Annotated in this window: 12 protein-coding genes; 5 read left to right on the forward strand and 7 right to left on the reverse strand. The window is 66.2% G+C overall.

Annotated elements, in window-relative coordinates:
• The first annotated feature begins 42 nt into the window (after nt 1-42).
• On the forward strand, nt 43-1,533 hold the full coding sequence (locus tag AC3D24_RS01905; RefSeq protein WP_056063049.1) for a replicative DNA helicase: 1,491 nt from the start codon (nt 43-45) through the stop codon (nt 1,531-1,533).
• 164 nt (nt 1,534-1,697) lie between these two features.
• Here AC3D24_RS01905 and AC3D24_RS01910 read toward each other — a convergent pair whose 3' ends face one another.
• The 7 genes from AC3D24_RS01910 to AC3D24_RS01940 all read right to left on the reverse strand — a co-directional run bounded on the left by AC3D24_RS01910 (nt 1,698) and on the right by AC3D24_RS01940 (nt 8,485).
• Complete coding sequence (locus AC3D24_RS01910; protein ID WP_489027703.1) at nt 1,698-2,450, reverse strand: phosphoadenylyl-sulfate reductase; 753 nt, start codon at nt 2,448-2,450, stop codon at nt 1,698-1,700.
• Nucleotides 2,443-2,883 (reverse strand): DUF934 domain-containing protein, encoded by a 441-nt coding sequence (locus AC3D24_RS01915; RefSeq protein ID WP_489027705.1) that lies wholly within the window; start codon nt 2,881-2,883, stop codon nt 2,443-2,445. Before AC3D24_RS01915 ends, AC3D24_RS01910 begins: the two co-directional genes overlap by 8 nt.
• Nucleotides 2,876-4,507, reverse strand: a complete 1,632-nt coding sequence (locus AC3D24_RS01920) for a nitrite/sulfite reductase (protein WP_489027707.1) — start codon at nt 4,505-4,507, stop codon at nt 2,876-2,878. The genes AC3D24_RS01915 and AC3D24_RS01920 overlap by 8 nt, the downstream gene beginning before the upstream one ends.
• Before the next feature lies 1 nt (nt 4,508).
• Entirely contained in the window at nt 4,509-4,805 is a 297-nt protein-coding gene (locus tag AC3D24_RS01925) for a DUF2849 domain-containing protein (RefSeq protein WP_489027709.1), read from the reverse strand.
• Nucleotides 4,802-5,593, reverse strand: coding sequence for a uroporphyrinogen-III C-methyltransferase (gene cobA, locus AC3D24_RS01930; protein WP_489027711.1), 792 nt, complete (start codon nt 5,591-5,593; stop codon nt 4,802-4,804). Before cobA ends, AC3D24_RS01925 begins: the two co-directional genes overlap by 4 nt.
• Before the next feature lie 81 nt (nt 5,594-5,674).
• The gene (gene astD, locus AC3D24_RS01935) at nt 5,675-7,087 is read right to left on the reverse strand and encodes a succinylglutamate-semialdehyde dehydrogenase (RefSeq protein WP_489027713.1); all 1,413 of its coding nucleotides are present in this window, start codon (nt 7,085-7,087) and stop codon (nt 5,675-5,677) included.
• Between the two features lie 36 nt (nt 7,088-7,123).
• Complete coding sequence (locus AC3D24_RS01940; protein WP_489027715.1) at nt 7,124-8,485, reverse strand: protein adenylyltransferase SelO family protein; 1,362 nt, start codon at nt 8,483-8,485, stop codon at nt 7,124-7,126.
• Nucleotides 8,486-8,522: 37 nt separating this feature from the next.
• On the opposite strand from AC3D24_RS01940, the gene AC3D24_RS01945 reads away from it, so the two are divergent.
• The 4 genes from AC3D24_RS01945 to AC3D24_RS01960 all read left to right on the forward strand — a co-directional run bounded on the left by AC3D24_RS01945 (nt 8,523) and on the right by AC3D24_RS01960 (nt 12,959).
• Nucleotides 8,523-9,404 carry an alpha/beta fold hydrolase gene (locus tag AC3D24_RS01945; RefSeq protein ID WP_489027717.1) on the forward strand — a complete coding sequence of 294 codons (882 nt, stop codon included), beginning with the start codon at nt 8,523-8,525 and terminating at the stop codon, nt 9,402-9,404.
• 57 nt (nt 9,405-9,461) lie between these two features.
• On the forward strand, nt 9,462-10,220 hold the full coding sequence (locus tag AC3D24_RS01950) for an SDR family oxidoreductase (RefSeq protein ID WP_489027719.1): 759 nt from the start codon (nt 9,462-9,464) through the stop codon (nt 10,218-10,220).
• Between the two features lie 197 nt (nt 10,221-10,417).
• Complete coding sequence (locus AC3D24_RS01955) at nt 10,418-11,527, forward strand: glycoside hydrolase family 130 protein (RefSeq protein ID WP_489027721.1); 1,110 nt, start codon at nt 10,418-10,420, stop codon at nt 11,525-11,527.
• A 295-nt stretch (nt 11,528-11,822) separates the two neighbouring features.
• Complete coding sequence (locus AC3D24_RS01960; protein ID WP_489027723.1) at nt 11,823-12,959, forward strand: glycosyltransferase; 1,137 nt, start codon at nt 11,823-11,825, stop codon at nt 12,957-12,959.
• Nucleotides 12,960-12,989 lie beyond the last annotated feature (30 nt).

Below are 12,989 nucleotides of genomic sequence, written 5' to 3' on the forward strand. Positions count from 1 at the left end.
GACGGCTTGGACGCGCGCGCGCGCTTCGCGTAGGTGCAAGGAATGGCAACTCTCGCATTCCCCGTTCCCGCCGTGGCCGAGCCGCAGCAGCTTCCTCGCAACGTCGAGGCCGAGGCCGCGATGCTCGGCGCGATGATGATCGACAACCGGCTGGCGGACGATCTGGTCGACAAGCTCGAACCGGGGCATTTCTTCGAGCCGGTCCACGGGCGCATCTTCGCGGCGATCAAGACGCTGCGTGGCAACGACATGCTGGTGACGCCGGTGACGCTGCGGCCGATGTTCGATGCAGACGAAGGCATGCGCGAGCTTGGCGGGCCGGCGTATCTGGCCGGACTGACCGGCAGCGGCGCGGGGCTGATCGGTGCGCGCCAGTTCGCGCAGCAGATCTACGATCTGGCGATGTTGCGCGCGCTCGTATCGGTCGGTCGCACGCTCGTCGATCGCGCGATGGATACCTCCGAGGAGGTCAATCCGCGCGCGCAGATCGAACTCGCCGAGGAAGAGCTGTTCAAGGTTGCGGCCGATGGCGGCTCCGAGAATACGGTGAAGTCGTTCGCGCAGGCGACGACCGCGGCGGTCAAGATGGCCGAGCGCGCGCTCAATTCGGGCGGCAATCTTTCGGGCGTCACCACCGGCATCGATTCGATCAACGCCAAGATCGGCGGCATGCATCACAGCGATCTGATGATCCTCGCCGGCCGTCCGGGCATGGGCAAGACGTCGCTCGCCACCAACATCGCGTTCAACGCCGCGCGGCGCTGGATGCGCGACATGGCCGACGGCATCGCCCCGAAGGATTCGGTCGGTGCGAAGGTCGCGTTCTTCTCGCTGGAGATGTCCGCGGATCAGCTGGCGACGCGTATTCTCGCGGAGCAGTCGCAGATTTCGTCCGAATCGCTCCGCATGGGTAAGATCAGCCGGACCGAGTTCGCGCAGTTGGCGGCCGCTGCTGCCGAGCTGGAGAATTTGCCACTGTTCATCGACGATACCGGTGGCCTTTCGATCGGTGCGCTGCACACGCGCGTGCGCCGGTTGCAGCGTCGGCACAACAACGAGATCGGTCTCGTCGTGGTCGACTACCTCCAGCTGTTGTCGGGGTCGGGCAAGAGCAAGGACGGCAACCGTGTCCAGGAAATCTCCGAGATTTCGCGCGGATTGAAGACGTTGGCGAAGGACCTCAACGTCCCCGTTCTGGCGCTGTCGCAGCTGTCGCGTGCGGTCGAGTCGCGCGAGGACAAGACGCCGATGCTGTCGGATCTTCGCGAGTCGGGGTCGATCGAGCAGGACGCCGACATGGTCTGGTTCGTGTACCGCGAGGACTATTACGTCGCGTCGAAGGAGCCCAAGCGGCCGGCGGAAGGGGATAGCTCGAAGATCTTCGAGGACCATGCGTCGTGGGCGGCGGAGATGGAGCGGGTGTATGGCCTGGCGGAACTGATCATCGCCAAGCAGCGCCACGGTGCGACGGGTAAGGTCCGGATGAAGTTCGATCCGACGATCACCAAGTTCTCGGATCTCGCCGAGTATTGATTGCTCAGTCCCTCGCCCCTGCGGGGAGAGGGAAGGGGCCCGCCGCCCTTGCGGTGGGAAGGGAGAGGGGAGTGAGGCTCGGGACGTTGCATCCCAACGCCCCTCTCCCTTCCGTCGCCAAGTGGCTCCTCCCTCCCTCTCCCCGTAGGGGCGAGGGAATTGGATCAGATCATCGGATCGTAATCGGTCGGTGCGTGGATGCCGCATTCGACCTTGTCGAAGCTGCGCCAGCGGCCTGCGCGCGGGTCTTCGCCGGGGGCGACTTTGGTCGTGCACGGCGCGCAACCGATCGAGAGGTAACCTTGCGCCTCCAGCGGATGCCGCGGCAGTTCGTGCTCGGCGAAATAGGCGTCGAGCTTGGCCTTGTCCCAATCCGCCAGCGGGTTGATCTTCAGGCGGCCCTCGTCCTCCTCGAACCGGGGGAGCGCGGTACGAGTGCCCGACTGGAACCCCTTCCGCCCCGAAATCCACGCATCGAACGGCGCCAGCGCCCGGCGCAACGGCTCGACCTTCCGCAGGTCGCAGCAGCCATCGGGATCGTAGGACCAGCGCAACCCCGTCTTGTCCTTGATCGCCAGCAACCGCGGATCGGGACGGAACACGCGTAGATCGGTAAACCCCAGCTTCTCCGCCAGTTCGTCGCGATAGGCCAAGGTCTCGCCGAACATCTTCTGCGTGTTGGTAAAGATCACCGGCACGTCGACGTCGACCTGCGCGACCATGTGCAGCAGCACCGCCGACTCCGCGCCGAACGACGACACCGCCGCAATCCGCCCGCGCAATTCGCCGACGAGCAGTTCGAACAGCATCTCCTGTGCGGAGACGCCTTCGAACTGCTCCTGCATCGCCATCGCATCGGCGCGCGTGAACGCCGGCGTGACGTCGATCATGTCGAGTTGACGCGCGGGCTCACCCATGGCGCAGCTTCCACACCGGCACCGCACCATCGGCAGCCTTCTGGTACGGCGTATCGTAGCGTTCCAGGCTCGCGCGCAGCACGTCGATGTCGATCGGTGCCTGCGGCGCGAAGCTGTCGAACCCGCAGCGCCGCATCAGCGGAATCTGGTCGACCAGCACGTCGCCCTGCGCCCGCAGCTCGCCGGTATACCCCGCCTCGCGCAGGATTCGTGCGGACGAATAGCCACGCCCGTCGCGGTAACCGGGAAAGCTCACCTCGATCAGCGCAAGCTGGTCGATCTGCGGCAACAGCGCGCGTGCATCGTCGCCCGCTTCAAGGCGAACCGCCGCGGCGTTGCTCTGGCCAATTAACGAATCGAGCGTCACCGCCGGCTCGTCATGCGGCTCGTCGTCGCGGAAGCGGAGCAGCGTCTGGTCTGGATACTCAACCATAGATCGCCTCCTTAAACGTCTCGAAGCCGACGCGGCGGTAGGTGTCGAGGAAGCGTTCGCCGGGATCGCGGACCTGCAGGTACCGGTCGGTGACGCGCTCGATCGCGTCGACCACGCCGTCCTCCGAGAAACCGGGGCCAGTGATCTTCGCGAGGCTCACATCCTCCGCGCCCGAGCCGCCGAGCGAGAGCTGATAATTCTCGGTGCCCTTCTTGTCGACGCCGAGGATGCCGATGTGGCCCGCGTGATGATGCCCGCACGCATTGATGCAGCCGCTGATCTTGAGCTTCAATTCGCCCAGGTCGCGCTGGCGATCGAAGCTGCCGAACCGCGTTGCGATCTTCTGTGCGAGCGGGATCGAGCGTGCATTGGCGAGGCTGCAATAATCGAGACCGGGGCAGGCGATGATATCGCTGATCAGGTCGAGATTGGCTTCGGCGAGCCCGGCGTCGTTCAGCGCCGACCACACCGCATGCAGGTCGGCGATCCGGACGTGCGGCAGGACGATGTTCTGCGCATGCGTGACGCGCAGTTCGTCGAAGCTGTAGCGCGTGCCGAGATCGGCCATCACGTCGATCTGGTCCGCCGACGCGTCGCCGGGGATGCCGCCGATCGGCTTGAGGCTGATGTTGACGATCGCATAGCCGGGCTGCTTGTGCGCCTTCACGTTCTGGTCGAGCCAGACCGCGAAGTCGGGGTCGCTGCGGTCGAGCTCGGTCGAGGCGCTAGCGTCGAAATCGGGCGCGCCGAAGTGGCTCGTGATACGCTCCAGCTCGGCCCGCGGCGGATCGAGGCCGAGGCCCTTCACCGCGGCGAACTCCTCCTCGACCTGGCGGCGATATTCGTCGGGCCCGATCTCGTGCAGCAGGATCTTGATCCGCGCCTTGTAGATGTTGTCGCGCCGGCCGTAGCGATTGTAGACGCGTAGGCACGCCTCGAGATAGCTCATCAGGTCGTCGGCGGGGACGAAATCGCGGATCTCGTGGCTGATCATCGGCGTGCGGCCCATCCCGCCGCCGACGAAGATCTTCGCGCCGAGTTCGCCGTCGCGGACGTGCAGCCCGATGCCGATGTCGTGCAACCGCATCGCCGCGCGATCCTCGTCCGCCGCGATCACGCAGATCTTGAACTTCCGCGGGAGGTAGGTGAATTCCGGGTGGAACGTCGACCATTGGCGGATCAGCTCGGCCCAGGGGCGCGGATCGGCGACCTCGTCCGCGGCAGCGCCCGCGAATTGGTCGGAACTGATGTTGCGAATGCAGTTGCCGCTGGTCTGGATGGCGTGCATCTCGACCGTCGCGAGCTCCTGGAGGATGTCCGGGGTCTGGTCGAGCTGGATCCAGTTGAACTGGATGTTCTGGCGCGTGGTGAAGTGCCCATACCCGCGATCGTACTTGCGCGCGATATGCCCGAGCATCCGCATCTGGCGCCCGTCGAGCGTCCCGTACGGCACCGCCACGCGCAGCATGTACGCATGCAGCTGGAGGTACAGCCCGTTCATCAGCCGTAGCGGCTTGAACTGATCCTCGGTCAGTTCACCCGACAGGCGGCGGCGGACCTGATCGCGAAACTCGTCGACGCGCTGGTCGACGATCGCCTGGTCGTATTCGTCGTATTTATACATATCAGATTACCCAGCTGCCGGCGTTAGGGTCGGCGGGTTTGAGAGTCAGGTCGGGCCGCATCGTCGGGCCCAAAGCGCGGATGCGGTCCTTGATGTGGGCGGGGCGGGGGCCGTCCTCTGCCTGCGTTGCCTCGATCAAGTACGGTACGTTGACGCGGCGGGCGCCTTCCTCCGCCTGGAGGATGGATTCGCCCGCCACGCCGACGTCGACCGCGTCCTCGATGTGGCGCGACCAGCCGTTGCCGGTCCACCAGACGACGTCGCCGGTGGGAAGATCGTTTCCGGTCAACAGCTTCATGCGGCGGCGTCCTCTGCTACGCGGGCCCAGCGGGCAAGTTTGTCTTCGGCATCCGACAGTTCGACGACTTCGCCGACGACGATGATCGCAGGGCTCTGCACCGCTTCGCGCGTCACCATTGCGCCGAGATCGGCAAGCAGCGTGCGGATCGCGCGGCTACCCTTGAGCGTGCCGCGTTCGAGGACGGCTACGGGCATGTCAGGCGCAACACCATCGGCCATCAGCTTGTCGGCGATGTCGGTCGCGGTCGCGATGCCCATGTAGATCACCAGCGTGCGGCCCTGGCCGGCGAGGCCGGACCAGTCCTGCTCGGTCAGGCCCTTGCACTGGCCGGCGACGAAGCTGACCGCGCTCGAATGATCGCGGTGGGTGAGCGGCAGCATCGCTTCCGCGGCGCAACCCAGCGCAGCCGAGACGCCGGGGATCACTTCGACAGGGAGTCCAGCGGCGCGAACTGCCTCGACTTCCTCGCCGCCGCGGCCGAACACGAACGGATCGCCGCCCTTGAGGCGAATGACGATCGCGCCGGTCTTCACATGCGCGATGATCAGCGCGTTGATCGCCTCCTGCGGCAGCGTGTGGCGTGCGCGCTGCTTGGCGACCGAGATGCGCTGTGCCGAGGGCGGTGCGATATCGAGCACGCGCGGGTCGATCAGGCCATCATGCACGACGACGTCGGCAGTCTTCAGCGCCTCGACCGCGCGGACGGTGAGGAGACCGGGATCGCCCGGCCCCGCCCCGACGAGGATAACGCGCCCGCGGGCGGTAGGATCTAGAAGGCTTGCCATGCGACCGGAGATGGGCGGCAACGCGCTGCACCGCAACCGAATGATGCTTTGGCGGGAGGTAGGATTGCTTTCCGTGGTCGCTCAGCCGTCGCTGAGGCCGATGCCGATGCTCGCGCGGGCGCTTTCGGATTCGCTGCTGACGACCGGGTAGGCGCAGTAATCGGCCGCGTAATAGGCGCTGGGGCGATGATTACCCGACCAGCCGATGCCGCCGAACGGGGCGCCCGACGAGGCGCCGTTGGTCGGCTTGTTCCAGTTGACGATGCCAGCGCGGATGTTCGCCCAGAAGCGGTCGTAGAGCGCCGGCGTCTGGCTGATCAGCGAGGCGGACAGGCCGTAGCGCGTGTTGTTGGCCTCGGCGATCGCGGCGTCGAAGTCGTCGACGCGGACGATTTGCAGGATCGGACCGAACAGCTCGATGTCGGGGCGGTCGGCGATGTCGGTGACGTCGATCAGCGCGGGCTTCAGGAAAGGCAGGTTCGCGACCGGACGTTCGAGATGGCGGATCGCGCGGCCGCCCCGTGTAAGCAGTTCGAGGAAGCTCTCGCTGAGCTGGTCGGCGGCTTCGTTATCGATCACCGGGCCCATGAACGGGGAGGGGGTCGCGTGCGGTTCGCCGACGATGATCCGGCCGACCATCTTGTCGAGCGTGGCGATCAGCGGATCGTAGAGCTTGGTGTCGACGATCAGCCGGCGAGCGGCGGTACAGCGCTGGCCCGCGGTGGTGAAGGCGGACTGGATGATCAGCACCGCTGCGGTGTGAAGGTCGGGCGTGTCCCACACGACGATCGGGTTGTTGCCGCCCATCTCCAGCGCGAGGATCTTCTCCGGCTTGTCGGCGAACGCGCGGTTGAGCGCGAGGCCGGTGCGCGCCGATCCGGTGAACAGCAGGCCGTCGATATCGGGATGCGCGGCGAGCGCCTTTCCCTCGTTCGGGCCACCGATGACGAGACGGATGCATTCCGCGGGGACGCCGGCGGCCCGGAAGCACTCGACCAGGAACGCGCCGACCGCGGGAGTCTTTTCGGACGGCTTGAAGACGACCGCGTTGCCCGCGATCAGCGCGGGGACGATGTGGCCGTTGGGCAGATGCGCGGGGAAGTTGTACGGCCCCAGCACCGCGAGCACGCCGTGCGGCTTGTGACGGACGGCGATCCGCGAGCCCATCGTCGCTTCGAGACGGCGCTGCGCAGTGCGGTCGGCATAGGCGCTGACCGAGATGTCGACCTTGGCGATGACCGTCTCGACCTCGCCGCGCGCTTCCCAGATCGGCTTACCGGTCTCGCGGGCGATCAGGTCGGTAAAGGCGTCGTTGCGCTGGCGGACGATGTTGGCGAAGCGCCGCATCGTCTCGATCCGGAAGGCGAGCGGCTTCGACGCCCAGCTCGACCAGCCGGCGCGGGCGCAGGCGACCTCCGCGTCGACGTCGCCGACCGGATGGCGCCAGAGGACCGCGCCGGTGGCCGGCTCGTGGGAGATGATCTCGTCGGACATGGCGCTGCTCTTGCCTCAAATCCGGAATGATTCCAATTATTCGGCGAGCGCGTCTCCCATGCCGCGGATCGCGGCGACCTTGGCGTTCAGGCGCGTCCAATCGTCACGCTCGGCAATCGGCGCCCAGATCGCCTCCACCTCGTCGATCAGCATGCTGCACGGCTCGCCCGACCAATAGGGATGCGCGCGATCCTTGCGTGGTGCGTACGACGCGAGTGCGGTGCGGACCTCGGTCCAGGGTTCTGCGTAGGTTTCGGGCAGGTCCCCGCCGAACGCGTCGAAGAAGAAGCGGTCGATGCCGACGCCCGAGGTGCGCAGTGCGCGTTCGGTGGCCTGGACGAGGTCGCGGTCGGTGTCGGGATCACGCGAGCGGACGCCGAGGCGCCAGAGGATCGCCTGCGTGACTTCTGGTTGGTAGCGCGGGCCGAACTGGTCGAGCGCGGCCACCAGGGGATCGCTGTCGGCGATCTGGCGGAGCGCGACGGCGAGCTGCATCACGTCCCAGTGGATCGCCTCGGGCTGGCGGCCGAACGCATACAGCCCCTGGTGGTCGAAATAGGCGGCGGTGAAGGCGGGATCCCAGGTTGGGGCGAACCGCCAGGGTCCGTAGTCGAAACTCTCGCCGGTGACGTTGATGTTGTCGGAATTGAGGACGCCGTGGACGAAGCCGGCGGCCATGTAGCGCGCGGCGAGGCGGGCAGTGCGACCGACGACGAGATCGAGCAGGCGAACCGGGTCTTCGCTGTCCTCGTCGTAGAGGTTGCGCAGGGTGTAGCCGACGAGTTTACGCAATCCCGCTTCGTCGCGGTGATAGGCGAGCCGCTGGAAGCTGCCGATACGGACATGGCTGTGGTTGAGGCGGACGAGGACGGCGGAGCGCGTCGGACTGGGCTCATCGCCGCGCTGCAACTGCTCGCCGGTCTCGATCAGCGACAGCGTGCGCGAGGTCGGGACGTTCAAAGCTTCGAGCATCTCGGTTGCGAGGATTTCGCGGACACCACCCTTGAGCGTGAGCCGGCCATCGCCGGCGCGGCTCCAGGGCGTCTGGCCCGAGCCCTTGGTGCCGAGGTCCATCAGGCGACCGCGATCGTCGCGCATCTGGGCGAAGGTGAAGCCGCGGCCGTCGCCGAGATCGGGATTGTAGTTGCAGAACTGGTGGCCGTGATAGCGCAGCGCAAAGGGCTGAGGCAGCGTGCCGTGGAGCGGCTCGAACCGGCCGAAATGGCGCGTCCATTCGTCGTCGGTCAGCGTGTCGACGCCGATCTGCGCGGCGGCGCGATCGTTGCGGAAGCGGAGCCGGGTCTCGGGAAAGTCGGCGGGGGCCACGGGGTCGAAGAAGCCGTCGCCGAGCTCAAGGAGCTTTGCTTCGGGGCGATAGGCTTGCGGGGAGATAGGCATGTGGCGATATGGTGGCCGCTACCCGAAGGACGCAACCATGGCCGCTTACGAAAACCTCTATTGGTGGTCCAACGACGGCCTGAGACTGCACGCGCGGGACTATCCGGGCGGGGCTGAAGACCAGCCGCCGATCCTCTGCATGGCGGGCCTGACGCGAAATGCGCGCGATTTCGATGCGCTGGCGGCAAGGCTCGCAGGGCGGTGGCGGCTGATCGCGGTGGATTTCCGCGGCCGCGGCGAGAGCGCGTACGCGAAGGACCCGATGTCGTACGTGCCCCTGACGTACGTGCAGGACGTCGAGGCGCTGCTGACCGAACAGGGGATCGACCGGTATATCGCGTTCGGCACGTCGCTCGGCGGGATCGTGACGATGCTGATGGCAGGTCCTTCCAGAGGTCGGATGATGGCGGCGCTGCTCAACGACGTCGGCCCGGAGATCGACGCGCAGGGCCTGTCGCGGATTCGCGGCTATGTCGGCAAGGCGAGCGTGTTCCCGACCTGGATGCATGCGGCGCGCTGCGTTTCGGAGAACAACGCCGACGTCTATCCCGACTTCGCGATCGAGGACTGGCTGGCGATGGCCAAGCGGCTCTATCGGTTGAACAGTTCGGGACGGATCGTGCTCGATTACGACCTGAAGATCGCCGAGCCGTTCCGCGTGCCGGGGAACGAGGCGGGGCCGGATATGTGGCAGGCGCTGGGCTCGCTTCGCGACGTACCGACCTTGATCGTGCGCGGTGGGCGATCGGACTTGTTGTCCGCGGCGACGGCGGAACGGATGGCGGCGTCGCTCGATCGCGCCGAACTCGTGACCGTACCGGGTGTCGGTCATGCGCCGACGCTGAGCGAGCCGATGCTGCACGATTCGATCGACGGGTTGCTGGCGCGCGCGCTTGAGGGGGCCGCGATCCGCGCTTAGGGGAGGGCGAGGCCGCGTACCGCTGGCCGATAATCTGCTGAATAACCGGGATACTTGATGACCGAACTCTCCGACGCCCACACCACTGTCCGCCCGCTGAAGGGCCGCCGCGCGATCATTACCGGCGGAACCACGGGGATCGGCCGGGCGATCGCGGTGATGCTCGCGGCGGAAGGGGCCAAGGTCTTCATCTGCGGCCGCGACGAACGCTATCTGCAGGACGCGCTGGCACGGATCCGCGAGGTCGGCGAGGGCGACGGGATGGTGACCGAGCTCGCCGATCCCGACAAGGTCCGCGCGTTCTTCGATGCGGGCGAGGCGTATCTCGGCGGCTTCGACATCACCGTGGTGAACGCTGCGGTTGCGGCGGGCGGCCTGATGCAGATGAGCGAGGACGAGCTCCGCTATGCGATCGCGGTCGATTTCACCGCGTACCTGCTCAGCGCGCATCATGCTGCACACCGCATGACGCCGATCAGCGACATCGTCATCATCGGCTCGCTGAGCGCGCATATCCTCGGGCCCAGCTCGACGGTGTATGCCGGCATCAAATCGGGCATCGCCGGGTTCGCCGAGGCCCTGCGGCGCGAGGTCGGACCGAAGGGGATCAAGGTCTCGCTGATCGAGCCGGGCAAGGTCGGGTCGAACATGCAGTATCCCGACGTCCCCGACGACAAGCAGCGCCAGATGATCGAGGCGGAGCAGATGTTGCGCGCGGAGGACATCGCGGTCGGCGTGGAGTTCGTGCTGACGCAGCCGACGCGGACCGTGATTCAGCAGATCGTGATCGTGCCCCGGGCGCTGGAGGGGGAATAGGGGCCGACTAACCTCCCCAATTCCGTTCGTGCTGAGCGAAGTCGAAGCACCTTCACTTGGGGCACACCCTTCGACTTCGCTCAGGGCGAACGGAAGGGGTGGGGCGGACGGAAAAGGGTGGGTGAACGGAACTGGGCCGAACGGAACTGGGGGAGGGCGTTGAGGCCCGAACCGATTACGCATCAAAGGAGTACAGCATGTTCGATCAGCTCGTCTTCACCCCCGCCGACATCGACCTGTCGCGCTCGCCGCTGGCGGGCAAGGTCGGCGCAGAGACCTATGTGCTCGGCGCGTTCAATCCGGGGATGACGCGGCTGGCGAACGGCAATCTGCTGCTGATGGTGCGTGTGGCGGAGGCGCTGAAAAAACCGATCAGGGATGGCAACGTCCATGCGATCCGCTGGGAAGACGGCGCGTATGTGCTCGACGCCTGGCCACTGGCGATGGTGGATACGAAGGATCCGCGTAAATTCCTGATCCCCGGTGGCGGGTGGAAGGTGATGGCGCTGACGTCGCTGTCGTGGCTGTTGCCGGTCGAACTGGAGCCTGAGGGGCGCTCGGTCGTCGCGGTGCATTACGACAAGGCGATCGCGCCGCGCACCTCGTATCAATGCTACGGCGTCGAGGATGCGCGGATCTCTAAGGTCGGCGACCGCTATCTGATGACCACCTGTTCGGTCAGCCCCGAGCGCCATTCGACGACGCTGTATACGTCCGCCGATGCGCTCGACTGGCAGCTCGAGGGGATCGTGCTCGATCACCAGAACAAGGACATGCTGATCTTCGAAGGGCTGATCGACGGGCAATATTGGGCGCAGACCCGCCCGCTCGGCGACCTGTATTTCGCGTATCCGCCGGGCAGCGAATGGCGCGCGGGGCCGTCGATCAACCTGTCGCGCTCGCCCGATGCGCTGCACTGGAAGCCGCACGACAAGCCCGGGATCCGGCCGCATGCCGCCACGGTGTCGACCGCGCGAATGGGGGGAGGGGCGCCGCCGATCCTGACCGATCGGGGGTGGCTGACGCTGTGGCACGGAGTCGAGCCGTCGGGCGTGGTCGGCATCTACCGGACCTATTGGTCGATCCTCGACAAGGACGATCCGTCGATCACCGTCGCGACGCAGCATACGCCGTTGCTGGAGCCCAGCCCGGCGCTGACCGAGCCGCTGAAGGACAGCATGTACCTCGACAACGTCGTCTTCACGACGGGGATCGCGGATGCAGGCGACTTCTACGTCATCGCAAGCGGAGAGGCGGATTTAGCCTGTCGAATCACGCACATTTCGAAGACTGTGTTCGCCGCGTAGACCATATGGCCGTTCGGGAGGCGGCGGTCTTGCCGTCTTCCGAACGTTCGATCCGGTAGCGATCGAAGACTTCGAGACGAGGTGGTGGCCGGCGAGCGAGGTCGCTGCGCCGATACAGCAAGGACCAGCACGCCTCCCGCGGCGATATACTCTCGGGTCGCATGAAGTCAGTAACGCCACTGCTGCATGAGGCGCGTCGGCGTCGGGGGCGCTTCGGATTGTTGGCCTCGATCGGGCGCCCTCGAATGCTGCCGGTCCTCTTGAAAGCACAGCCGAAAATCGGCATCGCTCGGGCATGGCCGCTCCCGTGAACATCCTGCATCTCCATTCGTCGTTCAGCCTTGGCGGCAAGGAGGCGCGGGCGGTTCGACTGATGAATGCATTCGGGGATCGGGCTAAGCATACCATCGTGTCGGGCGTACCGGATGCGTTGGGGGCTCGGGATTCGATCGCGAAGGGCATCCGCTACGAGATCGCGCAGAACCCGCCGCCGCTGACCGGCAAGCCTTCGGTCAAGCGCTACGAAGCGATCGCGCAGTATATGCGGCGGTTCGATCTGGTGCTGACGTATAATTGGGGCGCGATCGACGGGGTGATGGCGCGGCGGGCGTTCGGCAAGGGCGCGCCGCCGATCGTCCATCACGAGGACGGGTTCAACGCCGACGAGGCGGGTGGCCTGAAGATCGAGCGCAACATCTATCGCCGGCTCGCGCTGGGTGCGGCACATGCACTGGCGGTGCCGTCCGAAGTGCTCGAGGGGATCGCGCTCAACACCTGGAAGCAGCCGCGCGAGCGGGTGCACCGGATCGTCAACGGGATCGGCACGGCATATTACGCGCAGAAGCCCGAGCCGAAGGCGATCCCCGGCTTCACGCCCAACCCCAAGGAAGTCGTGATCGGCGCGCTGGCGGGTCTGCGCGAGGTGAAGGACCTCACCGCGCTGGTGCGCGCGGTCGGCGGCGTGTCGGGGCGGGTGCGCCTCGTGATCGTCGGTGAGGGGCCGGAGCGCGCGAACATTCTGCAGGCGGCCGCGGCGATGGGGATGGCGGACAAGCTGGTGCTGCCCGGGTTTCTCGACCGGCCCTATCGCTATATCGGCCATTTCGACATGCTGGCCGTGTCGTCGCGGAGCGAGCAGTTCCCGATCTCGGTGGTCGAGGCGATGGCGGCGGGACTGCCGATCGCGAGCTATCCGGTCGGTGACATCAGGCGCATGGTTTCGCCGGAGAATCTGCCATTCGTGACCGAGATAGCCAACGAGGTACGGTTACGGGATGCGTTGCAGGCACTGGTGTCCGATCCGGCACTGCGCGCGTCGGTTGGTGCTGCGAACCAGGCGCGCGCGCGGGCGGAATTCGATGAAGCGGTTATGATCGCTCGCTATCGCGCACTGTACGAAGGTGCGCTCGCACGACCCGGCGCGCTAAGCTAGGTCTTAATATTGCTCGCGCCCTGCGTCCTT

It is taken from the genome of Sphingomonas sp. SL1004 (genome assembly GCF_057815015.1).

Excerpts from the sequence above, each read along its gene's own strand:
- AC3D24_RS01905 (WP_056063049.1), top strand. The coding sequence starts at position 43 with ATGGCAACTCTCGCATTCCCCGTTCCCGCCGTGGCCGAGCCGCAGCAG.
- AC3D24_RS01910 (WP_489027703.1), bottom strand. The coding sequence starts at position 2,450 with ATGGGTGAGCCCGCGCGTCAACTCGACATGATCGACGTCACGCCGGCG.
- AC3D24_RS01915 (WP_489027705.1), bottom strand. The coding sequence starts at position 2,883 with ATGGTTGAGTATCCAGACCAGACGCTGCTCCGCTTCCGCGACGACGAG.
- AC3D24_RS01920 (WP_489027707.1), bottom strand. The coding sequence starts at position 4,507 with ATGTATAAATACGACGAATACGACCAGGCGATCGTCGACCAGCGCGTC.
- AC3D24_RS01925 (WP_489027709.1), bottom strand. The coding sequence starts at position 4,805 with ATGAAGCTGTTGACCGGAAACGATCTTCCCACCGGCGACGTCGTCTGG.
- cobA (WP_489027711.1), bottom strand. The coding sequence starts at position 5,593 with ATGGCAAGCCTTCTAGATCCTACCGCCCGCGGGCGCGTTATCCTCGTC.
- astD (WP_489027713.1), bottom strand. The coding sequence starts at position 7,087 with ATGTCCGACGAGATCATCTCCCACGAGCCGGCCACCGGCGCGGTCCTC.
- AC3D24_RS01940 (WP_489027715.1), bottom strand. The coding sequence starts at position 8,485 with ATGCCTATCTCCCCGCAAGCCTATCGCCCCGAAGCAAAGCTCCTTGAG.
- AC3D24_RS01945 (WP_489027717.1), top strand. The coding sequence starts at position 8,523 with ATGGCCGCTTACGAAAACCTCTATTGGTGGTCCAACGACGGCCTGAGA.
- AC3D24_RS01950 (WP_489027719.1), top strand. The coding sequence starts at position 9,462 with ATGACCGAACTCTCCGACGCCCACACCACTGTCCGCCCGCTGAAGGGC.
- AC3D24_RS01955 (WP_489027721.1), top strand. The coding sequence starts at position 10,418 with ATGTTCGATCAGCTCGTCTTCACCCCCGCCGACATCGACCTGTCGCGC.
- AC3D24_RS01960 (WP_489027723.1), top strand. The coding sequence starts at position 11,823 with ATGGCCGCTCCCGTGAACATCCTGCATCTCCATTCGTCGTTCAGCCTT.